The sequence below is a fragment of the Saccharomonospora glauca K62 genome, from assembly GCF_000243395.2.
Classification (GTDB): Bacteria; Actinomycetota; Actinomycetes; order Mycobacteriales; family Pseudonocardiaceae; genus Saccharomonospora; species Saccharomonospora glauca.
Map to the genome: position 1 here is coordinate 501,641 of NZ_CM001484.1, position 25,084 is coordinate 526,724.

The following is a 25,084-nucleotide window of genomic DNA, read 5'->3' on the forward strand; positions in this document are numbered from 1 at the left end:
CCGTTCCTTTCCGGGCCGGGCAGCCGCCGCGGGCGCTGGGTCGTGACCTCGCCCGGTACACGCGGTGCGACCCCGGACCGTGCCGTGGGCGATCCGGCCGCCGCCGGTGTCATCGAGTAGCGTCTTCGCACGGTCAGCCCACTAGGCACGTCGTTAGGTGCGCTCACTCACCATGAACACCCTGTTCGATCTTCTTCCCGACCCCGCGGGCCACGGTGGAGCCGGTGTTTCGGCGTCCCCCGCCACGCACGCCGAACTGCTGGACGACCTGAACCCCGCGCAGCGGGCGGCCGTGGAACACCGAGGCCGTCCCCTGCTCGTCGTCGCCGGGGCGGGTTCCGGCAAGACCCGGGTGTTGACCCGCAGGATCGCCTACCTGCTGGCCGAGAGGAACGTGCACCCCGGCCAGATCCTGGCGATCACCTTCACCAACAAGGCCGCCGCCGAGATGCGGGACCGGGTCGTGGACCTGGTCGGCCGCCGGGCGGGGGCGATGTGGGTGTCGACGTTCCACTCGATGTGCGTGCGCCTGCTGCGACGCGAGGCCAAGAAGCTGGAGATGACGTCCCACTTCTCCATCTACGACGCCGACGACAGCAGGCGGCTGATGACGCTGGTGGGACGGGACCTAGATCTCGATCCCAAGCGGTATCCCGCGCGGGCACTCGCCACGCACGTGTCGAACTGGAAGAACGAACTCGTCGACCCCGACGCGGCGGCCGACGCGGCGGCGAGCGACTTCGAGCGCAAGGCGGCGGAGGCGTACCGCGAGTACCAGCGCAGGCTCGCGCAGGCCGGGGCGATGGACTTCGACGACCTCATCATGAGGACCGTCGAGCTGTTCCAGGTGTTTCCCGACGTGGCCGAGCACTACCGGCGGCGGTTCCGGCACGTGCTCGTCGACGAGTACCAGGACACCAACCATGCGCAGTACACGCTGGTTCGGGAGCTCGTCGGCACCGAACCGACCGAGACCGGGCTGGAGCCCTCGGAGCTGTGCGTCGTCGGTGACGCCGACCAGTCGATCTACGCCTTCCGCGGGGCGACCATCCGCAACATCGAGGAGTTCGAACGCGACTTCCCCGACGCGCACACCATCCTGCTGGAGCAGAACTACCGGTCGACCCAGACGATCCTGTCGGCCGCCAACGCGGTGATCGCGCGCAATCCGGGCCGACGCGACAAGCGGCTTTGGACCGACGCGGGTGACGGCGAGCCCATCGTGGGCTACGTGGCCGACAACGAGCACGACGAGGCCGCCTTCGTGGCTAGGGAGATCGACGCGCTGGTCGACCGGGGCGAGGCGACGTACTCGGACGTCGCCGTCTTCTACCGGACCAACAACCAGTCGCGGGTGTTCGAGGAGATCTTCATCCGGCTCGGGTTGCCGTACCGGGTCGTCGGCGGTGTTCGCTTCTACGAGCGCAAGGAGGTCCGGGATGCGCTCGCCTACCTGCGGGTGCTCGCCAATCCCGACGACACGGTGAGCCTGCGCCGCATCCTCAACGTGCCCAAGCGCGGTATCGGCGACCGGGCCGAGGCCGTGGTCGCCACCCATGCCGAGCGGGAACGCATTTCGTTCGCCGCCGCGTTGCGCGACGCCGTCGCGGGGCGGGTGCCCCTGCTGAACCCGCGGTCGCAGAAGGCGATCAGCGGTTTCCTGGAGCTCATCGATGGTCTGCGGGAACTCGTGGACGAGGGCGCGGACGTCGCCGAGGTGCTGGAAGCGGTGCTCGACCGCACCGGGTATCGCGCCGAGCTGGAGGAGTCGAAGGATCCGCAGGACGCCTCGCGGTTGGAGAACCTCGACGAACTCGTCACGGTGGCCAGGGAGTTCACGGAGTTCGCGCGAACCGTGCGGGCGGAGTCGGACGCCGGGGACGCCGAGGAGGCCGGGGTCCCGGAGCCGGGTTCGCTGCCGGCTTTCCTGGAGCGGGTGTCGCTGGTCGCCGACGCCGACTCCGTCCCGTCGCCGGACGGAGAGGCCGGTGAGGGCGACGACCAGGGCGTGGTCACGCTGATGACCGTGCACACGGCCAAGGGGCTGGAGTACCCGGTGGTGTTCTGCACCGGCTGGGAGGACGGGGTGTTCCCGCACCTGCGGGCCCTCGGTGAGCCGAAGGAACTGGCGGAGGAGCGCAGGCTCGCCTACGTGGCCATCACACGGGCCCAGCGCAGGCTCTACGTGTCGAGGGCGCTCGTGCGCACCGCCTGGGGGCAGCCGATGAGCAATCCGGCCTCCCGGTTCCTCGACGACATCCCGGAGCGGCTCCTCGACTGGCGCAGGCAACAACCGGCGAGGGAGACGGGTGCGCCTCGCGCGGCGACCACCTGGGGTCGCAGGCCGGGGATCGGGTCCGACTCGGCGCAGGCCGGGCTCGCGGCGGGCGGGATGCGCACCACGTCGTTCGGTGGGTTCCCGTCCAGGCGCGGCGACAGTTGGAAGAACAAGGTGGCGCTCAAGCTCGACGTGGGCGACCGGGTCAACCACGACAAGTACGGGCTGGGCACCGTGGTGGCCACCGAGGGCTCGGGGCCGAGGGCCACGGCCACCATCGACTTCGGCAGCGCGGGAACCGTTCGGCTCATGCTGATCGGCAACGTGCCCATGGTGAAGCTGTAGGCCGCGAGCGCGGGCGCCGGTTTTTGTCGGACCCGCGCGCTACCGTTCCCTCGAACACGGGTTCGACGGGGGTGGTCATGGTCGGTCGCGCCGCAGCCGGGGTGGTGTCCGGCTCGGGGACGGGCGCGACACACGACGCGGTCCGGGAGTCGCTCAACTCCCGGACCGCGTGGAACGTCGTGGAGGAACTCGCCGGGCGGCGAGCTCTCGACTCGGCGACGTGGTGGTCAGATGTAGACGCCGCGCGCGGCGAGCCAGGCCTGCGGGTCGACCTTCTGGCCGTTCTCGTGGACCTCGAAGTGCAGGTGAGGACCGGTGGACTGGCCCCTGTTGCCGATGACGGCGATCTGCTCGCCGGCTTTGACCCGCTGGCCCACGTAGACGGAGAAGCTGTCCATGTGGCCGTAGACGTGGATCGTGCCGTCGTCGAGCTGGATGCGCACCCAAAGACCGAAGCCGCTGGCGGGGCCCGCGTCGATCACGGTGCCGTCGGCGGCGGCGACGATCGGGGTGCCGATGCTGTTGGCGATGTCGATGCCGTAGTGGGTGGCGCCCCAGCGGGCGCCGTAGCCGGAGGTGAACACGCCCTGTGCGGGAAGCACGAACTTGGGGCGAGCGGCCTCCTCGGCGGCCTTGCGGCGCTCCTCGGCCTCCCGTTCGAGACGAGCCTCGGTGAGCTCGGCGCTCTCGGTGAGCTTCTTGGCCTCGACGGAGCCGTCGGTGGTGTTCTCGGAGACCTGGAGCAGAACCGGTGCGCCTACGCGGGTGTTGCCACCGACTCCGGCACCGCCTCCGGTGGTCATGGCCGCGCTCGCGTCGTCGGCGTTGGCCAGAGGAGTGATGTCGGTCCGGTGTTCGGGGGAGTCGCCACCGGACGTGGCTTGGAGTGTCTGCCCTGCTGCTGCGGCGGCGAACGCGCCCGCCGCCACTGCGGCCACCATCACCCGGCCCCGCAGCGCCGACGAGGGCGCGGGAAGCCGGTGCGAACCCCTGGCACGGACGACAGCACTGTCCAGTGCTTCTTCGAGTGCCGGGGAAGGACCTTGGCCGTCGGGGGAGCGATGTCGAGCCAAGACAGCGCCTTCCGTTACTCGGGGGAGTCAGCTCGCGAGCCACCGGGCGGGGGGACCCGGCTGAGCGGTGTCGGGGACCGCTCGTGGTTCGTGATCTGACCGTAATGGGGACTGCGGGACAGTAACGAAATGGTGGCGCTCCGGGCAAGGTTCGGAGCGCGGGCGGGGCGCCGGAGGGGGCCGACTCGGCGCGTTGATCAACCCATGACGACAGGTAGAGAGGGTTTTACCGACTGTGTGTGATCTGCGTTACATTTAGGCAACCGGAGGTTTGAAACGGAGCCGAAGTGGTCTCGATCTTCGAATCTGCGGCGGTCCGCCGTCACGGACGAGACGGGCCCTTCCCGCTACCCTCGTCGCCGGAAGTTCCGCGCGGTGCGGGCTCGTCTCCGAGGCGCCGCGTGCCGTAGACCCGTCATCGGGGGTGGACCATCGGACCGCGACGCGGAGACGTGACCGCCGCGCCGACCGGGGGCGCCTCGCTCGGCGCTTCGGAGCGCGGCCCCGGCCACGGGGTGATGCGAGTGGCCCTGGTGATCGCGCTCCTCGGGGCCCTCCTGCGGGCCGCGGGTGGGATCGCGCCGGTGCTGGAAGGGGCTGGTCACGGGTTCACGAGCGCTCCGCTGCTCGTCGTGCTCGCCGTCGTGCCCGTGGCGGTGACCTGGGCATTTCTCGCCCGTTCCCGTCACGAGACGGCCGCGGCCGTCCTCGTGGGTGCCGCTGTACTCGCCCCCGGTGTGGCCGTGGCCGATCTTCAACTCGCCGTGGACCCCTCCGTGGTCTCCCGGCCGGAGCTGTACCTGCCCGTCGATCTGTCCTTGCCCGAGCCCCGGCTCGGGCTGTGGTCGTTGCTCGCGGGGCACGTGGCCGTGGCACTCGCGGGGCTGCTGGCGTTCGGTGTCCTGCGTGGGACACGGGCGGAATCCGATCCGCTCGACTCCGAGGAGCCCGACGGCGCCGTCGCGGCGTGGCGGCGCCGATACGTCCTCGCCGCGTTGCCCGCCGCTTTTGTCGGGGCGTGCGGAGTGTTGATGGCGCCGTTCCGCTCGGACGACGTGTACCTGCTCGCACGGAACGCCTTCGAGGGACCGGGGCTGGAACTCGTGGGCGGCGTGCTGTGCGCGCTCGCGCTCCCCGTCGGCGCGGCGCTGCTCGCGGCGGGCGGTCGCGAGGCGGCCGTGGTGCGCGGCGGCCTGGCCGGGCTCGCGCTCTCGCTCGCGGCGATAGGGCTTCCCCGGCTGGTGGCGGCCCTGGTCATGCCTTCCCTTCAGGTGGGCGCGGGGTCGGTGCTGGCGGTTCTGGGAGCCGTGGGGCTCGGGGCACCGGCGGTCCTCGGCTCCGTACGGCTCGTTCGGAAGACCGACGGCGTGCCGGCGGGGAACGCCGGAGTTCCGGGGCGGCGCCGGTGGGAGGTCGCCACCGGAGTGCTCGCGGTGGTGACCGGCGCGTTGGCCGTGGTGGGGGCTTCGTTGCCGCAGGTGGAGGTGAGCGGAGAGGGCCCCACGCCGCAGAGTCCCGCGCGATGGCTGTTGCTCGTGGCCGGACTCGTGCTCGGCGTGCTCGGCGCCGCCCTCCTGGTCGAGCGGCTCGCCCCGGCGGTGCGGCCCGCCGTGTCGATGGCCTGGGCGGGCGTTCCACTCGCCGCCGCCGCGGTGCTGGACACGGTGCTCACCAGCGGGTACACGCCGTCAATCGGCCCTTTCGCACAACTTCCGGAGTATCCGACGGCGGGGTCGCTCGCCTCGGGGCCCGGTGTGCTGTGGACCTGGCTGGCGATGGTGGGAGCCGTGGTCACCGCGTGCTGCTCGGTCGTGGCGGGTCTGGTGGAGCGCGAGGACCTCGACGAGGACGAGGTCGGCTCCGGCGGCACGAACGGAGTGACGGCGGTGGGGCTGGGCATGCTCACCCCGCTGACGGCGGCCGCGGTGCTGTCCGTCGCCGCGTTCGCGACCCCGACGGTGACGGCGCCGGGCTATGTCGAGGCGGGGCTGTGGTCGAACATGGGGCCGCCGACTTGGGGACTCGCCGTGGCGGTGCTCACCGTGGTGGGCGGCTGCGTGCTCGCGGCGCGGAGCCGACCCGCGCGGGCGGTGGCGTTGCTCGCCGGAGCGGCCTGTGTGGTGGGTCTTCGAGCGGCCACGGTGCCCCTGGTCGGTGGTGAGATCGAGGGAGCGTCCGCGGGGCTCGGACTGTGGTTCTCGCTCGCCGCGGTCGTGGCTCTCGCCGGGTGCGTGGTGATCGCCGTACGCGGACGCCGTCGGGCGTGACCGAAAGCCGGCGTCGAATTCGTGTCCCCGTGTCACCCGATGGTGTCGGACGAGGCGTCGGTCGGCGCGATTTACGCCACACCTCCCAGCTCAGAAGGGGTGCGGTGACCGAGTTCACCCGACGTGAGCGGCGTCTCCGCCGGGCAGCTCGATAGGGTCAACGGCGTCCGGCAGCACGGTTTATGAAACCGCACGGTTTACGAAACCGCATTGGCGTGTCGTCAGGAGACGAAAGTAGTGGACCTCTACGAGTATCAGGCGAAGGAGCTTTTCGCTGACCACGGCGTTCCGGTACTGCCCGGAACCGTGGTCGGTGAGGCCGAGGAAGCCCGCCGGGCGGCCGAGGAGATCGGCGGCCAGGTGGTGGTGAAGGCTCAGGTTAAGACGGGTGGCCGGGGTAAGGCCGGCGGTGTGAAGCTCGCCGCCGACCCGGCCGAGGCGGTGGAGAAGGCCCGAGCGATCCTCGGGCTGGACATCAAGGGACATGTGACGCGCCGGGTGCTGGTGACCGAGGCATCCGAGATTGCTGAGGAGTATTACTTCTCGTTCCTGCTCGACCGCGCCAACCGTACGTTCCTGGCCATGGCCTCCGCCGAGGGCGGCATGGAGATCGAGCAGCTCGCCGCCGAGCGTCCCGAGGCGCTGGCGAAGGTCCCGGTGAACCCCCTCACCGGTGTCGACCTCGACAAGGCGCGCGAGATCGTCACCAAGGCCAACTTCCCCGAGGCGATTCGGGAGAAGGCCGCCGAGGTGATCGTCAAGCTGTGGGAGACGTTCGTCGCCGAGGACGCCACCCTCGTCGAGGTGAACCCGCTGGTGCGGGACCCGAAGGACGAGATCATCGCCCTCGACGGCAAGGTGACGCTCGACGACAACGCGGCCTTCCGGCAGCCGAAGCACGCCGACTTCGTCGACGTCGAGGCGGAGGACCCGCTGGAGGCCAAGGCGAAGGCCAAGGGCCTCAACTACGTGAAGCTGGACGGTCAGGTCGGCATCATCGGCAACGGTGCCGGACTGGTGATGTCCACGCTGGACGTCGTGGCCTACGCCGGTGAGCGGCACGGCGGCGTGCGCCCCGCGAACTTCCTGGACATCGGTGGCGGTGCCTCCGCGGAGGTCATGGCCGCCGGTCTCGACGTCATCCTGGGTGACCCCGACGTCAAGAGCGTGTTCGTGAACGTCTTCGGTGGCATCACCGCGTGCGACGCGGTGGCCAACGGCATCGTCGAGGCGCTGAAGATCCTGGGTGACGACGCCACCAAGCCGCTCGTCGTGCGGCTCGACGGCAACAACGTCGAGGAGGGCCGCCGCATCCTCACCGAGGCGGCGCACCCGCTCGTGACGCTGGTGGACACCATGGACAGCGCGGCCGACAAAGCCGCCGAGTTGGCTTCGGCAGGTGCGTGAAAGACATGTCGATTTTCCTGAACAGCGAATCCAAGATCATCGTCCAGGGCCTGACCGGGTCCGAGGGCACCAAGCACGCCACCAAGATGTTGGCGGCGGGCTCGAACATCGTGGGTGGCGTGAACGCCCGTAAGGCGGGCCAGACCGTCACCATCAACGGCAAGGACCTCACCGTCTTCGGCACGGTCGCCGAGGCCATGAAGGAGACGGGCGCCGACGTCAGCGTGATCTTCGTGCCGCCGAAGTTCGCCAAGGACGCGGTCATCGAGGCCATCGACGCCGAGATCCCGCTCGCCGTCGTGATCACCGAGGGCATCCCGGTGCACGACTCGGCCACCTTCTGGGCGCACGCGTGCGCCAAGGGCAACAAGACGCGGATCATCGGCCCGAACTGCCCCGGCATCATCTCGCCCGGACAGTCCAACGCGGGCATCATCCCGGCCGACATCACCGGCCCCGGCCGCATCGGCCTGGTGTCGAAGTCGGGCACGCTGACCTACCAGATGATGTACGAGCTGCGGGACATCGGCTTCTCGACCGCCATCGGCATCGGTGGTGACCCGATCATCGGTACCACGCACATCGACGCGCTGGAGGCGTTCCAGGCCGACCCGGAGACCGACCTCATCGTCATGATCGGTGAGATCGGTGGCGACGCGGAGGAGCGGGCCGCCGAGTACATCAAGGCCAACGTCACCAAGCCCGTCGTCGGCTACGTCGCCGGGTTCACGGCGCCCGAGGGCAAGACGATGGGCCACGCCGGCGCGATCGTCTCCGGTTCGTCCGGGACCGCGGCGGCCAAGAAGGAGGCGCTCGAAGCCGCCGGTGTGAAGGTCGGCAAGACCCCCACCGAGACCGCCGAGCTCGCGCGCGAGTTGTACAAGGCGCTTTGAGACACGACCGTCTCGAACGACGGGGCCGGGCACGCGATTGTGCCCGGCCCCGTTCGTCGTTTCCGGGCAGCTGTGTAAAAAGGCAGCGGACAACGAAACCGTACGCGGTCTTCCCGCGTCGAAGAGTGGGCGAGAAGTCGGCACTTCGAAACGCGTGGCACGGAACTGTGGGGAGTATGTCCGCGCCGTGCCGTTGGCCGACCGCGCATTTCGAGCTCGAGACGACAGGAGAACACGGATGACCTTCCCGAGCGGCACGCCGGGTGGATTCCCGAGCCAGGGCCCGCAGCAGTCGCATCAGCCGTATCCGGGCATGCCGTCCGCCGGACGGCCGTCGTTGCCGCTACCGAAGATCCTCCAGCTGGCCACGGGGGGCCTCGGGGTGTTGAACCTCTTCCTCGGCTTCGCGAATGTCGTCGAGGGGGCCAGCTTCTTCGAAACTCCTTTCGGTTGGGTGCCCGCTCTGTTGTTCATCGGAGGTGCCGCCGCCCTTGCGGGCCTGCTTCCGGGGGAGTCGAAGCCGGGAACATGGCCCGCGGTGCTGTCGGCGGGGGCCGTTCTGGCGTTTCTCTTCACCGTCTTCCAGGTCAGCAACCTGGGAGTGGGTGGCATTCTCGTGCTGATCTTCGGTCTCGCGCAGCTGGGTGTCGCGGTCACCGCGTATCTCCTCGAGTCCGGAGCCATCAAGAAGCCTCAGTCGCAGCCGTTCGGCCAGGGCTTCGCCCCGCAGACCGGGGGATTCAGCCAGCCTCACCAGGCGCAGTCGCCATTCGGGGCCGCTCCGCAGGGCCAGCCCGGCCAGCAGGGGCAGCCGGGGCAGCCGGGGCAGCCCGGCCAGCCCGGTCAGCAGGGTTCCGCGTCGGACAGCAGCTCGCAGCCCACGAAGTTCGCGCAGCCGGTGCAGCAGCAGCCCACCACGTACGCGCCGCAGCACGGCCAGTTCTTCCAGCAGCCGTCGGGTGAGTCGAGCTCCCAGTCGGAACAGCCCGGCCAGCAGGGCGGTTCGACGCCTTCCGGAAGCTGACCACCGCGAAGGTGCCTCATGAGGGTGAGTCCCGTCCCACTGCGTCGACGGTGGCGGCGTGGCTCACCCTCATGACTCACGACAGGTGCGAGGGTGCCCCTCATGGGCAGACCGGCTGTGGCTGAGAGTGACGTGGGGTTCGACCGCGTCCGGGTGCTCCTCGGTGCCGCGATCGGTCCGATCGTCATCGGGTACGCGCTGGTGGCGAGCCTGTTGGTGGTCGTGACGGCCCTCGCGCCGCGAGCCGAGTTCTCCGCGACGGTGGTGCTGTCCGCGGCTTGTTCCGCGTGGTTGGCCGCCTACCAGGTGCCGCTCGACATCGGCGGAGCGCCGCTGGGGATCTTGCCGTTGCTGCCCACGCTCGTCGTCGCTTTCTCCGTGTTCCGGGCGTCGACATCGGCCTCCCGTCGGCTCGACGACCTCGACGGGAGGCGTGCGGGGTTCCTCGCTCGCGCCCTGCCGGTGGTGGGTGTGGCGACGGGCGCGCACGCGCTCACCGCCGTCGCGTTCGCCGGGGTGTCCATCGGTGCGGCCGTCGAGGCCCGGTTTCCCGAGTCGGTCGTGTTGCCTCCGGCCCTGGCCGCCGTGGCGGCGCTGCTGGGAGTGGCCGCGGCGTCGGACGAGTGGCTGGACCGCCTCGACCCTCTGGCGGTCCGGGCGATACGGGTCGGGTTGATCGCTTTCTGCGCCCTTGTCGGGGCGGGGTTCCTCCTCTTCGGAGTGGCGACGGTGGCCGCGTGGTCCACCCTCGGCGAGCTGTTCGACGCCTTCGCTCCGGAACTGGGCAGTGCGGTGGGCATGCTGCTGTTGTCGCTCGTGTACCTGCCCAACGCGGTGGTGCTCGCGGCGAGTGTGCTCACCGGTGGGGGTTTCACGCTGGGACAGGTGTCGGTGAGCGCGTTCGCGATGACTCCCGGACCGGTACCCGCGGTGCCGTTGCTGGCGGGGCTGCCCGGCGAGTACGGCTCGTGGTGGCCGTTGTTGCTGGTGGCGCCGGCGGTCGTCGGGGTCGTGGTGGGCTGGTCCCTCCGCGACGTCGACGCGTTAGTGGGCGCGAGACTGCGCGCGGTGGTCGTGGCGGGGGTGGTGTGCGCGTTCTGCGCGGTGGTGGTGGCCGCGTTCACCGGGGGCGCACTCGGTGGCGGCATGTACGGCCCCGTGACACTGCGCGCCGAGGTGTTCTCCCTCACGGCTTTCGGCTTCGTCGTCGTACCGGGCGGCGTGGTGGCGTGGCTGACGGGCGGAAAGGGACGCTCCGGTCGCACCCCTCGACGCTCAAGGCGGCGGCGGGGCCTTTAGGGTTGGGGGCACCAGCTCAGTTGCCGCGCAGGCGGCGCATCCCGGCGAGGAGAACCCACTGGCTATCCGGTTGCGACTTCCGGCGCAGGCGAGGACGGTGGTCCTCGCCTCCGGTTCGGGAACCTTGTTGCAGGCCGTGCTCGACGCGGCGGCAGAGGAGTCCTACCCGGCCAAGGTCGTGGCCGTGGGAACCGACCGTGAGGGAGTGCAGGCCCTCGACCGAGCCGAACGCGCGGGCGTGCCCTCCTTCACCGTGAAGGTCTCCGACTACCCCGATCGAGCGGCGTGGGACGAGGCGCTCACCGACGCCGTCGCCGCTTACCGACCCGACCTCGTGGTCTCCGCCGGTTTCCTCAAGATCCTCGGGCCGCGGTTCCTGGCCCGCTTTCCCAACCGGGTGATCAACACGCACCCGGCTTTGCTTCCCGCGTTTCCGGGCATTCGTGCCGTGGCCGACGCGTTGGAGCTCGGCGTCAAGGTCACCGGGTCCACGGTGCACTTCGTGGACGCGGGTGTGGACACCGGGCCGATCATCGCGCAGGAGGCCGTGGTCGTGGAGCCCCGGGACGACGAGGCGACCTTGCACGAGCGCATCAAGACGGTCGAGCGCAGGCTCCTCGTGGAGGTCATCGCAAAACTCGGCCGTGCGGGGTGCACGGTGGACGGACGGAAGGTGAGGTTCTCGTGAGCGAGCGGACCCCGGTGGGACAGCGGCCCGTGCGGCGAGCGTTGATCGGCGTGTCCGACAAGAGCGGCCTGCTGGAACTGGCGACGGGACTGCATGCGGCCGGTGTGGAGATCGTCTCCACGGGAGGCACCGCGCGGGTCATCGCCGACGCCGGGGTGCCCGTGACGCCCGTCGAGGAGGTCACCGGGTTTCCCGAGTCGTTCGACGGCAGGGTCAAGACGCTGCACCCGCGGGTGCATGCCGGACTGCTCGCCGACACGACGCGCGAGGAGCACGTCGAGCAGTTGCGGTCGCTGGACATCGCGCCGTTCGACCTGCTCGTGGTGAACCTCTACCCGTTCGAGAGCACGGTCGCCTCCGGCGCGGGACCCGAGGAGTGCGTCGAGAACATCGACATCGGCGGCCCCGCGATGGTGCGTGCGGCGGCGAAGAACCACGCGAGCGTCGCGGTGGTCGTGGACCCGTCGCGGTACGACTGGGTGCTCGAACGGGTACGGGAAGGCGGCTTCGATCTCGCGGAGCGGCGGCGGCTCGCCGCGCAGGCGTTCGCGCACACGGCGGCCTACGACGCGGCGGTGGCCTCCTGGTTCGCAAGTGAGTACGCGCCCGACACCGAGGCTGGCGAGAGCGGGTTCCCCGACTTCCTCGGGGCCACGTGGCAGCGTCACGCCGTGCTGCGTTACGGGGAGAACCCGCACCAGCGCGCGGCGCTCTACCGAGGCTCCACTCCGGCGGGCCTCGCGTTCGCCGAGCAGTTGCACGGCAAGGAGATGTCGTACAACAACTACGTCGACACCGACGCGGCGCGTCGTGCGGCGTTCGACTTCGACGAGCCCGCCGTGGCGATCATCAAGCACGCCAACCCGTGCGGCATCGCGGTGGGAGTGGATATCGCCGAGGCACACCGGAAGGCGCACGCGTGCGACTCCGTGTCCGCCTACGGCGGGGTCATCGCGGCCAACCGGCCGGTGACCCTCGAACTCGCCGAGCAGATCGCCGACGTGTTCACCGAGGTCGTCCTCGCTCCCGACTTCGACGACGACGCTCTGGAAGTGCTGCGACGGAAGAAGAACATTCGCCTGCTGAAGTTGCCGGAACAGGCGTGGTCGGACACCACCGAACTGCGCCCGATCTCCGGTGGCGTGCTGGTGCAGACCGCCGACCGCATCGACGCCGAGGGCGACGACCCGGCCAACTGGACGCTCGCCACCGGCGAGGCCGTCAACGCCGACACCTTGGCCGACCTGGCGTTCGCGTGGCGGGCCATCCGGTCGGTGAAGTCGAACGCCATCCTGCTCGCGCACGAGCGGGCCACCGTGGGCGTCGGCATGGGCCAGGTCAACCGGGTCGACGCGGCCCGACTGGCGGTGAGCCGGGCCGGGGACCGCGTGAAGAACTCGGTGGCGGCCTCGGACGCGTTCTTCCCCTTCCCAGACGGTCTGGAGGTCCTGTTGGAGGCGGGAGTGCGTGCGGTGGTGCAGCCCGGAGGGTCCGTGCGGGACGCCGAGGTGATCGCCGCGGCCGAGGCCGTGGGCGCCACCGTCTACTTCACCGGCACCCGGCACTTCACCCACTGACGTCGTCCGGTGCGCCGAGGTCGCCTCGGCGCACCGGTGAGTCCGACGCGATCGCGGACGACGGTTCCCGTGTCACCGGAATCGGTGGCGTTGCTTGACAGTGCGAAAGCGCTGATTCTTTACTGAGATCATCGAACATCAGTTCGATGGTTGTCTTTCGTGATGCGAACCAACGCCTGCCGACCGGTCGGCCAACTCATCCGGCGCAGGCTCTCGGGGCCGCGGTGGGGGGGGCACACCGTGGCCGGGTTGGTGGCCGCCGAGGAACTCGGGTGGAGTCGTGCCGACCGATGTCGGTTCCCACCCCGGCGCGGAGTTCCCGGCGGTCACCGCCCGTTTCGAGGCCGCTCGGCCCCTTTGTCAGTCCACTCCGTCAGTCCACCGGCGGTTCGCCGGGCTCCAGCTCGATCAGGTCGCCGTCGGCGAGCAGGTCCTCGATCGACGCGGGCAGCAGGTAGGCCGCGCCACCGCCGGGCTGGTTGAACCACGGAATGGCGACCCCGGCGAGCACGCGGAGGGGCCGCTGCACCCGGTACACGTGGTACGGGCGGTTGACCCACTCGGGCACCAGCGAGCGTTCCTCGAACGGCGTTCCCGCGGCGTAGGTGAGGTTGCCGTTCGGTGAGCCGAAGCGGTCGAGCTCGCTGCCCACGGGCAGCTCGCGCATCTCCTTGCCCCGGAAGAGCGTGAGCGGCGGCTCGCCCGGCAGAGGCTGGATGGGCCATTGGTTGCCCTTGCCTCCCTGCGCACCCTGAGCCTGGCCGTTCTGGGAGGCCTGCGGCTCGCGGCGAGGAGGTGCGGCCGGGGTCGGCGGCGGGGGCGTGGGGCCGCCCTGACCCTGAGGCATGGGAGGCGGAGGCGCCGGCTGCCTGCGGGGCTCCTCCCTGGGCGGGGTGGGCCCACGCTGCTCGCCCTGCAGATCCTGTGGGGGAGGCTGAGGCGCGGGCGGGCGCGCGCCCGTGGCGACCTCGGGAGGCAGCGTCGCGGTCACCCGCTGCGGCGGTGCGGGCGGAGGCGGCGTGCCCTCGGAGACCGGCTGCGGACGAGCCTCCTGCGCGACGCCCTCGGGGGCGAGCAGCAGCTTGCCGAGCATGAACGCCGCCGCGTCCGCCACGTCGCCGAACATCGCCGGGCTGGTCAGTTGCTTGTCCTCGTACCAGCCGACGCGCCAGCCCTCGCCGACCTCCTCCAGCGCCCAGCCTCGCTCGGCCGGTTCGCCGATTCGGTACGCCGTGACGGGCACGTCCAGCTCGCCGAGCCGCTCATGGAGTTCCTCCAGGATCGGCTCGTCGTACACCAGGGGGCCGGGCGAGTACTCGGTGGGCGGGCCGTCGTCGTAGGCGGGCGCGGGGGCCTGCTCGTCCGGGCGCTGGGAAGCGACGGGTTCGGGAGCGTGAGGCCGCTCGCGCTCGGGTTCCGGAGGAGCCGGGGCGCCGGCCGGGGGCTGCGCCGGGGTGATCGTCGTGGGCGGGCCGTCGTCGAGCACCGCCGCCGGGGTGAACGTGGTCTCGGCGTCGGCGGAGTGGTCGGGCTGCGCCGGGTGTTCGGGGTGCTCGCTCTCCTCGTAGCCCTCGTCCTCGTACTCCCGACGCTCGTAGCCCTCGTCCTCGTAGTGCTCCTCGGCGTGGTGGCGTTCCTCGGCGTGACGCTCGGGTTGCTCGTACCGACTGTGCTCGGGTTCCTCGTAACGGGCCTCGGGGGTCGCCTCGTCCTCGGCGAACCGCGGAGGAGCGGCGATACGGGTGCGTTCGGCGTCGCTTTCCCGCAGACGCGGGTCCTCGGGCTCCTCGGGCTCCTGCCGCTCGGGTTCGAAGTCCCCCGGCGGAGTGGGCACCGGCGTGGCGATACGGGTGCGTTCGGCGTCGCTCTCGGGAGCCTCCGGCTCGTACGACTGTTGAGGCTCGGGCCGCTGCTCGGCGGGTGCGTGCTGGGCGGCCTCGGCCTGGTCGGAGTGCTGCTCCGGTTCGGGCGGCGGCGGAGCGGGCCGCTGCTGCTGTGGCGGAGGCGGGGCCCCCCGCGAGACGTACGTGGCCGCCGCCTGCCGCACGGCGTCGGGCACGTCGGGGATGGTGAAGCCGTTCGCGCGGATGTGCTGCACGAGCTCCGGCTCGGGGGAGACCCCGTACTCGCGCAGGTAGTAGTTGACGGCCGCGGGCCAGATCCACGTCCCGTCGCTGTGGAACGCGATGGGCACGGTGCTCTCGGCGTTGGCCGCGAGCCGGTCCAGGTCGTACCCCCGTCCGGGCACCACCACGGGGGCACCGTCGAGGTAGTCGAGCAGCCTGTCCTGCTCCTCGACGTCCAGTTCCGGGCGATTGACGACGGGGCGGCCACCGGCGCCCGTGCCGTCGAAGATCCGCGCCATGCGGAAGCGCGGTCCCGGTCGTTCGGGCCCCAGACCCGCCATGCGACGCATGAGCCAGTCGGGCACGTTCTCCTCGGAGCGGGGGAACATGCGCAGTTCGTCGGCGTACGCCTGGGGCGGCGGAGCCAGGTCCCAGGTGGGCTCCTCCCGGTCGTACTCCAGGTTGTAGCTCGACGGGTGGTCGAGCTGGTAACGGGCGTTGAACCAGGTGCCCCGTCCCTCGCGGTACATGCCCGAGCGCAACCGCCCGAACAGCCCGGCGATGTCGTGGGTGGCGACCCACTCCTGGGTGGTTCCGTCGGAGAGTTCGATTTCGCCCGTTAGTTCGTGGTACCTCCCCACGGCGCGATACTCGACGGTCACCCGGCGCCAGTCGCGCGGGGCAGCCCGCAGCAAGGAAAGACCGATCTGCTTGACCAGGGTGTCCTGCTCGGTTGCGTTCAGCTGGGTCGGTAGAGCCACGCCAACATCTTGGCCAATGAACGCCGCCGATGCACGGCACATGTGCAGATCGTCGCGATCCTCCCGACAACTTACGGACAACGGGCCGCGAGGCCGAGTGCGGAGCGCCACATTTCACCGGATTGAAGCAACCTCGGAACGGGACAGCGACCGACAATGGAGCCCAATGGCTACTGAACGCGCTCACGCGATCCCGGACCGCCCCTCGAAGGTGTCATTCCGGTTGGGTGGCCGACGTCGTGAGCTACTGGGCCTCGGCATCGCCGTCGTCGCGGGAGTCGGCATGTCGGTGCAGAGTCGGGTCAACGGTGAACTGGGCAGGCGGCTCGACGACGCCGTCCTCGCCGCGGTGATCTCGTTCGGTGGTGGCCTGGTGCTGTTGTTCCTCACCCTGCCCTTCTCGTTCCGGATGCGGGCCGGTTTCGGCCGGGTCCGGTCGGCGCTGCGGTCCCACGTGTTGCGGCCGTGGCACTTCCTCGGCGGGCTCGCCGGTGCGACCTACGTGCTGGGGCAGTCGGTGACGGTGGTGTTGATCGGCGTCGCCATGTTCACCGTCGGGGTGGTGGCGGGCCAGACAGTGAGCAGTCTCGCCGTGGACCGGCTCGGGTTGGGCCCCGCCGGGGTGCGGGCGGTGACCTGGCCCCGTGTCCTCGGTGCGGTGATCATGGTGGTGGCGGTCGGTGTCGCCGTGGGAGGTGACCTGCTCGACGCCGAGGCCGATCGCGTGTGGGCGCTGGTGCTGCCCCTGGCCGCCGGCGTGGGCATGGCGGTGCAGCAGGCGTTCAACGGCCGGGTCGGGGCGGCGGCGGGTAGCCCGCTCACCGCGACCCTGGTGAACTTCACGGTCGGGACCACCGCGCTGGTTGTGGCGTGGGTGGTGTCGGTGGTGGTCTCCGACCACCTGCCGAACGCGTTGCCCGACGAGCCGGTGCTCTACCTCGGCGGCCTGCTCGGGGTGGTGTTCATTGCGGTGGCGGCGGTGCTCGTCTCGTGGACGGGGGTGCTGCTGTTCGGACTGGCCTCGGTGGCGGGGCAGCTCCTCGGCTCGGTGGTGCTCGATCTGGTGGTCCCCGCCACGGGAGGGGGCGTCAGCCCCTCGACCTTGGCCGGATGCGGGGTGGCGCTCGTCGCCGTGGTGGTCGCGGCGGTGGGCGGTCGACGAGGTGAGAGGGGGCCTTTGAAAGAATCGGCGCCGTGACGGCGACGATTCTCGACGGCAAGGCGACCAAGGACGCGATCTTCGCGGAGTTGGCCCCCAGGGTGTCCGCGTTGCGCGAGCAGGGCCGTACCCCGGGGCTGGCGACCGTGCTCGTGGGGGACGACCCCGGCTCCCACGCCTACGTGAAGATGAAGCACGCCGACTGCGCGAAGGTCGGGGTGAACTCCATCCGTCGGGATCTGCCCGCGGACATCTCGCAGGACGACCTGCACGCCGTGATCGACGAACTCAACGCCGATCCCGCCTGCACCGGCTACATCGTGCAGTTGCCCCTGCCGAAGCACCTCGACGCGGGGGCCGCTCTCGAACGCATCGACCCGGCCAAGGACGCCGACGGACTCGCGCCGCTGAGCCTCGGCAGGCTCGTGCTGAACGAACCCGGCTTCCTGCCGTGCACGCCGCTGGGCATCCTCGAACTGCTGCGTCGCCACGACGTGCCGTTGCAGGGGGCTCAGGTGACCGTCGTGGGCCGCGGCATCACCGTGGGCCGGACGTTGGGGCTGCTGCTGACCCGCCGCGACGTGAACGCCACCGTCACCCTGTGCCACACGGGTACGCGCGACCTGGCGGCGGAGGTGCGCCGGGCGGACGTCGTCGTCGCGGCGGCCGGTTCGCCGGGCCTCATCACCGCCGACATGGTCAAGCCGGGTGCCGCCGTCCTCGACGTGGGGGTCTCCCGCGTCGACGGCAAGCTGACCGGGGACGTGGCGCCGGGCGTGGAGGAGGTCGCCGGCTTCGTCGCGCCGAACCCCGGCGGGGTCGGTCCCATGACGCGGGCGATGCTGGTGTCCAACGTCGTCGAGGCAGCCGAGCGCGCCGTCCGGTCGTGAGCACCGCCGTGGAGACCCGCAAGCCTCGCCGGCGGGGAAGCGCGCTGGTCGAGTATCTGCCGTTCGTCGTCGTCCTGGCGCTGGTCGGGTTCGGCCTGCTGCGCATCGCGATGTATCACTGGCGGGAGGGCGCGGTGCTCATCGGGGGCGCACTGCTGGTGGCGGCGGTGCTGCGGGCGGCTCTCGCGCATCGCAACCTGGCGTTGCTGGCCATCCGAACACGTACCGTCGACGTGCTCAGTTACGCGGGGCTCGGGCTGTTGATTCTGTTCGTCGCACTCACGATCACCGGGGGGCCGTTGCGCTGAGCCGGTGCGAGAGTGGGCGAGAAGGTGTCGGGTAGCAGGGCCGAGCTGGTCCGGTTCGCCACCGTCGGGGCTTTCACGTTCGTCGTCGACAACGCCGTCTGGTACCTGCTGAAGCTCACCGTGCTGGAGGGGCATCCGACGACAGCGAAGGGCGTCGGAATCCTGGTGGCGACGATCGTGTCGTACGTGCTCAACCGCGAGTGGTCGTTCCGGGAGCGGGGCGGCCACCAGCGTCCGCACGAAGCGGCGTTGTTCTTCGCCGTCAGCGCCGTGGCGTTGGTGGTCAACGTGATCCCGCTGTACGTCTCGCGTTACGTTGTCGGGCTGCAACGCCCTCACGTCGACCTGCTGACCCAGGAGGTGGCCGACTTCCTCAGCGGTTCGGTGCTGGGGGTGGCACTGGCGATGGCGTGGCGCTTCTGGGCGTTCCGACGTTGGGTCTTTCCGGAAACCACCCCCGAGACGCCACAAGGGGCGTCTCGGCCATGACGGGGGGATGGCCGAAACGCCCCTTGGCGGCGATTCACGACGTCAGCGGGGGATCACGCCGTGACGGGTTCGGGTCGGGATTCCCGAGGGAGCTCGGCGTCGAGCTCGTTCTCCTCGACCGCGCGTGCGGGGGCGGGGGTCCGCTTGCGATCGAAGATGCTGGACGCCACGGTCAGCGTGAGGCCGACGACGGCCAGCATGGCGCCCACCACGTTGGGGGAGACGAGGCCGAAGCCACCGGCGATGGCGAGGCCTCCGAGGTAGGCACCGATGGAGTTGGCGATGTTGAACGCCGACTGCACGGCGGCGGACACCATCGACTGTGCGCCACCGGCCTTCTCCATGATGCGGGCCTGCATCATGGGGCCGACCATGAACGACGTCATGCCGACCAGGAACAGCGTGATGGCGGCGCCGATCTTGCTGTTCGCCGTGAGGGTGAACGTCAGCAGCACGACCGCGAGGGCGGTGAGCGCACCGTACAGGCCGGGCAGGGGGAAGCGGTCGGCGAGCCTGCCACCGAGCACGTTGCCCACGGTCATACCGAGGCCGGCCAGCGACAGCAGCAGCGTGACGCTGGTGGCGTCGTAACCGGACACGTCCGTGAGCACGGGGGAGACGTAGCTCAGGCTGGCGAAACCGCCGCCGAGACCGAACGTGACGATGGCGAGCGCGAACCACACCTGGGGCTTGCGGAACGCGCCCAGCTCGCCGCGCAGGGAGGTGTTCGTCTTCCGACGCTGCTGGGGGACGAGCTTGGCGATCGCGCCGAGTGCGATGACACCGATCAGCGCGACGACACCGAACGTCGCCCTCCAGCCGACCTGCTGGCTGAGGAAGGTACCCGCGGGCACTCCGATGACGTTGGCCAGCGTGAGGCCGAGGAACATCATGGACACGGCCTTGGCCCTGCGCTTGGGGCCGGCGAGGGAGGCCGCGACGACAGCTCCGGCTCCGAAGAAGGCGCCGTGGGGGAGTCCGGCGAGGAACCGGAACAGAACGCCCACCTCGGGCGTGGGGGCGAAGGCGAACAGGGCGTTGCTGAGCGTGAAGACGCTCATCATGGCCAGCAGCATCGTCTTGCGCGACAGCCGTACCGCGACGGCGGTGAGCAGCGGTGCGCCGACCACGACGCCCAGAGCGTAGGCGGTGATGAAGTTACCGGCGGTGGGAATGGAGACACCGAGGTCGTGAGCGATCTCGGGCAGCACACCCATCATGACGAATTCGGTGGTACCGATACCGAAGGCACCAATCGCGAGTGCGAGCAGTGCGATGGGCACAAGGCTCCCTTCGGGACGTGGGGAAAGAGGTCGGTACGGGCGTGACGATTCGAGACTGAATCGATCAAGAACTACGCCGAAAGAGAATAGAACCAGCGGGGGTCGGATCGACTCCCCTGACTTCGTCGTCGCCGGATCTATCTGACGTCTAGTTTCAACGACCCGGGCCCGGCGTGTCATCCCGCATTGGAGTGATCCCGGCCACCATTGGGTTTATTTTTCGGGAACACGGCTTTCTGCTTCGGATACGCAGAACCCCGGCCGCGACGCGACCGGGGTTCGGGGTCAGGGTTGGCGCGTGAGCGCTATTCGGCGTGTGCTTCGACCTCGCAGTCGGGGCCGGGGAACAGCAGCCCCTCGTGACCGTCGGAGAAGCGCACGAGATAGGGCGGCTCCCCGTGTTCTCCCCGGACCTCGATGATCTCGCCCTGTTGTTCGCCCGCGCCGACGGTGCGCCCGTGGACGCGGATCGTGTCTCCCACGGATGCATGCATCGCATACCACCTCCGCACTTTCGAGAGTAGAAGCGCAAGGGGTGGCGGGCGAGTCGCTGGCCCGCGGCGAACCTCGACCCCTCGCTTGTGCGGGATAGCCTGGGGGCTCGTTCGAAAACCCGATATTACCGCTGGGTAGCCCAGTGCGCGGCCACGTGACACACATCTACCAGTACGCTTGTACCGCTAAGTGCTGACGAACCGCGAAGACCCGCGAGAGGAGCGTTCCCGCTCATGGCCAAGATCAAGGTCGAGGGCACCGTCGTCGAACTCGACGGCGATGAGATGACCCGCATCATCTGGAAGTTCATCAAGGACAAGCTCATCCACCCGTACCTCGACATCAACCTCGAGTACTACGACCTGGGCATCGAGGAGCGGGACCGCACGGACGACCAGATCACGGTCGACGCGGCGAACGCGATCAAGAAGCATGGTGTCGGCGTCAAGTGCGCCACCATCACCCCCGACGAGGCCCGCGTCGAGGAGTTCGGCCTCAAGAAGATGTGGCGCAGCCCCAACGGCACCATCCGCAACATCCTCGGTGGTGTCGTCTTCCGCGAGCCGATCATCATCTCCAACATCCCCAGGCTCGTACCCGGCTGGACCAAGCCGATCATCATCGGCCGTCACGCGCACGGTGACCAGTACAAGGCCAGCGACTTCAAGGTGCCCGGTCCCGGCAAGGTGACCATCACCTACACGCCCGAGGACGGCGGCGACCCCATCGAGATGGAGGTCGCCAACTTCCCCGAGGGCGGCGGTGTCGCGATGGGCATGTACAACTTCCGCAAGTCGATCGAGGACTTCGCCCGTGCCTCGCTGCAGTACGGCCTCGACCGCGGCATGCCGGTGTACATGTCGACGAAGAACACCATCCTCAAGGCCTACGACGGCATGTTCAAGGACGTCTTCGCCGAGATCTACGAGAACGAGTTCAAGGCGGACTTCGAGGCCAAGGGGCTGACCTACGAGCACCGGCTCATCGACGACATGGTGGCGGCCGCCCTGAAGTGGGAAGGCGGCTACGTCTGGGCCTGCAAGAACTACGACGGTGACGTGCAGTCCGACACCGTGGCGCAGGGCTTCGGCTCGCTGGGCCTGATGACCTCGGTGCTGCGCACGCCGGACGGTCGCACGGTGGAGGCCGAGGCCGCGCACGGCACGGTGACCCGCCACTACCGTCAGCACCAGCAGGGCAAGCCCACCTCCACCAACCCGATCGCGTCGATCTTCGCGTGGACGCGCGGGTTGGAGCACCGTGGCAAGCTCGACAACAACTCCGAGCTGATCGGCTTCGCCAACACGCTGGAGAAGGTCGTCATCGAAACTGTCGAGAGCGGCAAGATGACGAAGGACCTCGCGCTGCTGGTCGGCAACGACACGCCGTACCAGACCACCGAGGAGTTCCTCGCGACGCTGGACCGCAACCTGGCCGCCAAGATCGCCCAGGGCTGACGGACCCCCGTATCAAGGCCCCGGCCGGTCCTCCGGTCGGGGCCTTTCGCGTTTGAATGACCTCGTGAAGATCACGGACAAGACCGGGAGGCGCTGGACGGTCGCGCGCCGGTGGTCACCGTGGCGCAGGGTGGTCCAACCGATCAACATCCCGTTCCGCGGCTACCTCCGTTACGGGGTGACCGTGCCCGTGCCGCGAGGGCCGTCCCGGTGGGAACGGCGCGGGAGGAAGACGGTCTCATCGGAGTCGTTCCTCGGGGCCGTGGCGGAGTTCGCGGGGGAGATCGCCCGAGGACTCGCGGGCCTGGTGTGGTTGGTCGCCGTGGTAGTGGGGTGGCTGGTGCTGCTGCCCTGCGCGGTCGTGGAGTTCTGTGCCCAGGTGGTCGCCGGCGTGGTGCTGTGGCTGTTGCGGCTCACCCGGTGCGTGCGCAGTCGGGTCGACGTGGTGTCCCACTACCCCCGGGGCGGGGCCATCAGCTCGCTGACCGTGTTGACGGTGTCCGGTTTCGGTGAGGCGGGACGTCTCGCGCGGGCCGTCGCGGAGGAACGGGAGGCCGCGAGGACGCCGTTCGATCCGCATCGGCCCGAATTCGCCGCGCTCCGGGAGAAGTTCGGTGCCAGGGTCGAGCGACACGAGTCCGGGCCCGTGGTCGCCGTGCCGGAGCGGGGTGCACTCCGCTACGTGCGACCGCGAGCCGAGTGACGAGCTCACCCTTCGGACCTGCTCCGAGACTCGGGCTCCGTACGAGCGTCGGTGCCGCGACGCGCTCCACCTCGCTTCGGCTCTGCTGCTCGACGCGGACGTCCCGGTCACCTACGACGATCGGCTGCGCGAGGCGTGCCGAGGCGCGGGCCTGCGCGCTTTGGCACCCGTGTCCGGATGATGGGGGCGAAGGGTGCGGCTCGGCACCCACCGACGTTCGGGAGCGGAATGCACTACGAGACCACGGTCGCGCCGCCGCGGTGGCTGGACCGACTGCTGTTCGTCCTCTTCGTTGCCTGCCTTGTCGGGGCCGTATTCGCCTGGCTGGAAGAAGGTCCGGTATGGGCCAAGCTCATCCCGACCGCCGCTGTTCTGATGACGCTGCCCTTGGTGGGCGCGCGCGGTCGCATCACGGTCGACGACCACGCGCTCACGCTCGCTGTCGGGCCGTGGTTTCGTAAGCGGCTTCCTCTGGTGGAGATCACCTCGGTGGAGCTGACTCGGGCGGCTCCGATGGACTTCGGCGGGTTCGGGTACCGGCCCCTCGGCGGAGGCGCGGCGGCGTTCGTGTTCGCCGCGGGGCCGGCGGCGAAGGTGCACGCCACCGAGGGGCGTTTGCTCGTCGTCGGGGCGCCGGACGCCGACCGGCTCGTCGAGGTGTTGCGCGAGCGGGCCACGGCGGCGGAGGACGTCTGAGCTCGAACGACGACGGCGCTTCGGTACCGAATCGGTGCCACCTCGGTACCTAAGCGCATCTTCGTGGAGCCGGAGTCCGACGCCCCGGTGGAGGCGATCGACCGCTGGCACGCCGACGGCTGCCTCCTCGTCGCGTCGAATCGGGCCCTCGGTGCTTCGGTCGCTCGACGCGCTCCCCCTCGCTTCGGCTCTGCTGCTCGACGCGGACGTCCCGGTCACCTACGACGATCGGCTGCGCGAGGCGTGCCGAGGCGCGGGCCTGCGCGCTTTGTCACCCGTGTCCGGACGATGGGGGCGAAGGGGCGTGGCTCAGCGCCCACCGATGTCCGGGAGTCGCCGATGACCGCCACCGAGAAGATCGACTTCAAGCGGGAACTCGACTGCTATCGCGCTCCCCGAGGCCGGTTCCGCGTCGTCGACGTGCCCGACCTGCGTTACCTGATGATCGACGGGCACGGCGACCCCAACACCTCTCCCGCCTACGTCGAGGCGATCGAGGCGCTCTACCCCCTGGCCTACCGGCTCAAGTTCGCGAGCAAGCGCGCCGGGCGCGACTACGTCGTCATGCCCCTGGAGGGGCTGTGGTGGGCCGACGACATGTCCGCGTTCACGACCGCGCGCGACAAGACGCGTTGGGACTGGACACTCATGATCATGGTGCCCGACTGGATCGACGAGGGGATGTTCGTCGAGGCGGTCGAGGAGCTCGCGGCCGGAAAGTCCAAGGAACCGCCCCGGCGGCTGCGCGAAGTACGGCTGGAGACGCTGTCCGAGGGGCGGTGCGTGCAAACCCTGCACGTCGGCCCCTACGACGCCGAGGCCGAGGTACTGGCCCGGCTGCACCACGAGTTCCTGCCCGACAACGGGCTTCGTCCGACCGGCAAGCACCACGAGATCTACCTCGGCGACGCACGCAAGGTCGCACCCGAGAAGCTGCGCACGATCCTGCGGCAGCCGGTCACGGCCGTGTCGTGAGCCGCCGTCACGACCAGATCGTCACGTGGACGGGCGGGCGGAACCGGGACGGCGGCACCCCGCTGTCGGGCGAGCGCATGAGCTGCATGGCAGCCGGAGTGCCGAGGAAGTAGCGCAATGACGCGGCGGCGGCCGAACAGCGCTGCCGGGCCGGGGTGGTGACGTGCCAGCACACCGGCAACGGAGTGACCGAGGTGGGCAGCACCGCGAGTTCGCGCCGTCTCAGCAGGGGAGCCACGAGGTGTTCCACGGCCACCGACACCCCGGCGCCGCCCGCGGCGGCCGACCACGCGCTGGTCTCGTTGGGATACACCTGGATGCGCTCGTCCGGCACCCGCAGGCGCCGCAGCAGCCGGGTCACGTCGCTGTCGGGGTCCGCGCCCGAGGGGCCGACCGTCCATCGCCAGCTCGCGGGCTCGCCCGGCGGCCGAGGGTCCGGGGGACCGACCGCCACGAGCGCGCAGCGGAACACGGGGACGCTGTCCAACTCCGCGTCCTCCAGCGCGGGCCCCAACGCGGCGTCGGCGAGCCGGTGACTCACCAGCACCCCCATCTGTTCGGTGGTGGCCAGGCCCGACGACACCTCGACCGTGTCGCCGCAGCGAGCGCTGAACGCCTCCAGCAGCGGGCCGGCGACGAACTCGGCGACGGTGCTCGTCACCGCCACCCGCAGCGGTTCCGGCGCGCCGCCGGCCCGTCGTACGGCCGTGTCGGCGTCGACGCCCAGCTCCACCATGCGCGACGCGATCGGCAACAGCCGACGTCCGGCGGGGGTGAGCGTCATGCCCTGGGCCGACCGCACCAGGAGCCGGTCGCCGTGATGCTGGCGCAAGGCAGCCAGAGCCTGCGACACCGCGGGTTCGCTGACCCCGAGCGCCCGCGCGGCGCCGGTCACCGACCCCAGCCGTGCCACGAGGACGAAGGCGCTGAGCTGACCGAGTGTCATGCGCC

General features: G+C 70.1%; 21 protein-coding genes. 16 read left to right on the forward strand and 5 right to left on the reverse strand.

The window, feature by feature from the left end:
* Positions 1-172: 172 nt before the first annotated feature.
* The gene (pcrA, locus tag SACGLDRAFT_RS02545; protein ID WP_005461520.1) at positions 173-2,623 is read left to right on the forward strand and encodes a DNA helicase PcrA; all 2,451 of its coding nucleotides are present in this window, start codon (positions 173-175) and stop codon (positions 2,621-2,623) included.
* Between the two features lie 227 nt (positions 2,624-2,850).
* Here pcrA and SACGLDRAFT_RS02550 read toward each other — a convergent pair whose 3' ends face one another.
* Positions 2,851-3,564, reverse strand: a complete 714-nt coding sequence (locus tag SACGLDRAFT_RS02550; protein WP_005461521.1) for a M23 family metallopeptidase — start codon at positions 3,562-3,564, stop codon at positions 2,851-2,853.
* Between the two features lie 584 nt (positions 3,565-4,148).
* Here SACGLDRAFT_RS02550 and SACGLDRAFT_RS02560 point away from each other — a divergent pair.
* The 7 genes from SACGLDRAFT_RS02560 to purH all read left to right on the forward strand — a co-directional run bounded on the left by SACGLDRAFT_RS02560 (position 4,149) and on the right by purH (position 12,851).
* The gene (locus SACGLDRAFT_RS02560; RefSeq protein WP_005461522.1) at positions 4,149-5,963 is read left to right on the forward strand and encodes a hypothetical protein; all 1,815 of its coding nucleotides are present in this window, start codon (positions 4,149-4,151) and stop codon (positions 5,961-5,963) included.
* A 237-nt stretch (positions 5,964-6,200) separates the two neighbouring features.
* The gene (gene sucC, locus SACGLDRAFT_RS02565; protein WP_005461524.1) at positions 6,201-7,370 is read left to right on the forward strand and encodes an ADP-forming succinate--CoA ligase subunit beta; all 1,170 of its coding nucleotides are present in this window, start codon (positions 6,201-6,203) and stop codon (positions 7,368-7,370) included.
* Positions 7,371-7,375: 5 nt separating this feature from the next.
* The gene (sucD, locus tag SACGLDRAFT_RS02570; protein ID WP_005461526.1) at positions 7,376-8,263 is read left to right on the forward strand and encodes a succinate--CoA ligase subunit alpha; all 888 of its coding nucleotides are present in this window, start codon (positions 7,376-7,378) and stop codon (positions 8,261-8,263) included.
* A gap of 238 nt (positions 8,264-8,501) precedes the next feature.
* Entirely contained in the window at positions 8,502-9,287 is a 786-nt protein-coding gene (locus SACGLDRAFT_RS02575) for a DUF5336 domain-containing protein (protein ID WP_005461528.1), read from the forward strand.
* Between the two features lie 102 nt (positions 9,288-9,389).
* Positions 9,390-10,586, forward strand: a complete 1,197-nt coding sequence (locus SACGLDRAFT_RS02580; protein WP_005461529.1) for a cell division protein PerM — start codon at positions 9,390-9,392, stop codon at positions 10,584-10,586.
* Between the two features lie 70 nt (positions 10,587-10,656).
* On the forward strand, positions 10,657-11,274 hold the full coding sequence (gene purN, locus SACGLDRAFT_RS02585) for a phosphoribosylglycinamide formyltransferase (RefSeq protein WP_005461537.1): 618 nt from the start codon (positions 10,657-10,659) through the stop codon (positions 11,272-11,274).
* The gene (gene purH, locus SACGLDRAFT_RS02590; RefSeq protein WP_005461538.1) at positions 11,271-12,851 is read left to right on the forward strand and encodes a bifunctional phosphoribosylaminoimidazolecarboxamide formyltransferase/IMP cyclohydrolase; all 1,581 of its coding nucleotides are present in this window, start codon (positions 11,271-11,273) and stop codon (positions 12,849-12,851) included. The genes purN and purH overlap by 4 nt, the downstream gene beginning before the upstream one ends.
* A gap of 373 nt (positions 12,852-13,224) precedes the next feature.
* On the opposite strand, the gene SACGLDRAFT_RS02595 is transcribed toward purH, so the two are convergent.
* Positions 13,225-15,720 carry a TNT domain-containing protein gene (locus tag SACGLDRAFT_RS02595; protein WP_051036164.1) on the reverse strand — a complete coding sequence of 832 codons (2,496 nt, stop codon included), beginning with the start codon at positions 15,718-15,720 and terminating at the stop codon, positions 13,225-13,227.
* Positions 15,721-15,844: 124 nt separating this feature from the next.
* Here SACGLDRAFT_RS02595 and SACGLDRAFT_RS02600 point away from each other — a divergent pair, with 124 nt between their 5' ends.
* Genes SACGLDRAFT_RS02600 through SACGLDRAFT_RS02615 form a run of 4 tightly spaced genes read left to right on the forward strand, consistent with a single transcriptional unit; the run spans position 15,845 to position 18,524 of the window.
* Entirely contained in the window at positions 15,845-16,876 is a 1,032-nt protein-coding gene (locus tag SACGLDRAFT_RS02600) for a DMT family transporter (protein WP_005461540.1), read from the forward strand.
* A complete protein-coding gene (locus SACGLDRAFT_RS02605) occupies positions 16,873-17,727 on the forward strand; it encodes a bifunctional methylenetetrahydrofolate dehydrogenase/methenyltetrahydrofolate cyclohydrolase (RefSeq protein WP_005461541.1) in 855 nt (284 codons plus the stop codon). The genes SACGLDRAFT_RS02600 and SACGLDRAFT_RS02605 overlap by 4 nt, the downstream gene beginning before the upstream one ends.
* Positions 17,724-18,035 (forward strand): DUF3017 domain-containing protein, encoded by a 312-nt coding sequence (locus SACGLDRAFT_RS02610; RefSeq protein ID WP_005461542.1) that lies wholly within the window; start codon positions 17,724-17,726, stop codon positions 18,033-18,035. Before SACGLDRAFT_RS02605 ends, SACGLDRAFT_RS02610 begins: the two co-directional genes overlap by 4 nt.
* 12 nt (positions 18,036-18,047) lie before the next feature.
* A complete protein-coding gene (locus tag SACGLDRAFT_RS02615) occupies positions 18,048-18,524 on the forward strand; it encodes a GtrA family protein (protein WP_005461543.1) in 477 nt (158 codons plus the stop codon).
* 53 nt (positions 18,525-18,577) lie between these two features.
* On the opposite strand, the gene SACGLDRAFT_RS02620 is transcribed toward SACGLDRAFT_RS02615, so the two are convergent.
* The gene (locus SACGLDRAFT_RS02620; RefSeq protein ID WP_005461544.1) at positions 18,578-19,807 is read right to left on the reverse strand and encodes an MFS transporter; all 1,230 of its coding nucleotides are present in this window, start codon (positions 19,805-19,807) and stop codon (positions 18,578-18,580) included.
* A gap of 305 nt (positions 19,808-20,112) precedes the next feature.
* Positions 20,113-20,301: a DUF1918 domain-containing protein gene (locus tag SACGLDRAFT_RS02625; protein WP_005461545.1), complete on the reverse strand. Its 189-nt coding sequence runs from the start codon at positions 20,299-20,301 to the stop codon at positions 20,113-20,115.
* A 234-nt stretch (positions 20,302-20,535) separates the two neighbouring features.
* On the opposite strand from SACGLDRAFT_RS02625, the gene SACGLDRAFT_RS02630 reads away from it, so the two are divergent.
* The 4 genes from SACGLDRAFT_RS02630 to SACGLDRAFT_RS02650 all read left to right on the forward strand — a co-directional run bounded on the left by SACGLDRAFT_RS02630 (position 20,536) and on the right by SACGLDRAFT_RS02650 (position 24,133).
* Positions 20,536-21,759 (forward strand): NADP-dependent isocitrate dehydrogenase, encoded by a 1,224-nt coding sequence (locus SACGLDRAFT_RS02630; protein ID WP_005461546.1) that lies wholly within the window; start codon positions 20,536-20,538, stop codon positions 21,757-21,759.
* 64 nt (positions 21,760-21,823) lie between these two features.
* Positions 21,824-22,462 carry a hypothetical protein gene (locus tag SACGLDRAFT_RS02635; protein WP_005461548.1) on the forward strand — a complete coding sequence of 213 codons (639 nt, stop codon included), beginning with the start codon at positions 21,824-21,826 and terminating at the stop codon, positions 22,460-22,462.
* 228 nt (positions 22,463-22,690) lie between these two features.
* Positions 22,691-23,158, forward strand: a complete 468-nt coding sequence (locus SACGLDRAFT_RS02645; RefSeq protein WP_005461550.1) for a hypothetical protein — start codon at positions 22,691-22,693, stop codon at positions 23,156-23,158.
* A gap of 339 nt (positions 23,159-23,497) precedes the next feature.
* Positions 23,498-24,133, forward strand: a complete 636-nt coding sequence (locus SACGLDRAFT_RS02650; protein WP_005461552.1) for a GyrI-like domain-containing protein — start codon at positions 23,498-23,500, stop codon at positions 24,131-24,133.
* Between the two features lie 7 nt (positions 24,134-24,140).
* On the opposite strand, the gene SACGLDRAFT_RS02655 is transcribed toward SACGLDRAFT_RS02650, so the two are convergent.
* Positions 24,141-25,079 carry a LysR family transcriptional regulator gene (locus SACGLDRAFT_RS02655; RefSeq protein ID WP_005461553.1) on the reverse strand — a complete coding sequence of 313 codons (939 nt, stop codon included), beginning with the start codon at positions 25,077-25,079 and terminating at the stop codon, positions 24,141-24,143.
* Positions 25,080-25,084 lie beyond the last annotated feature (5 nt).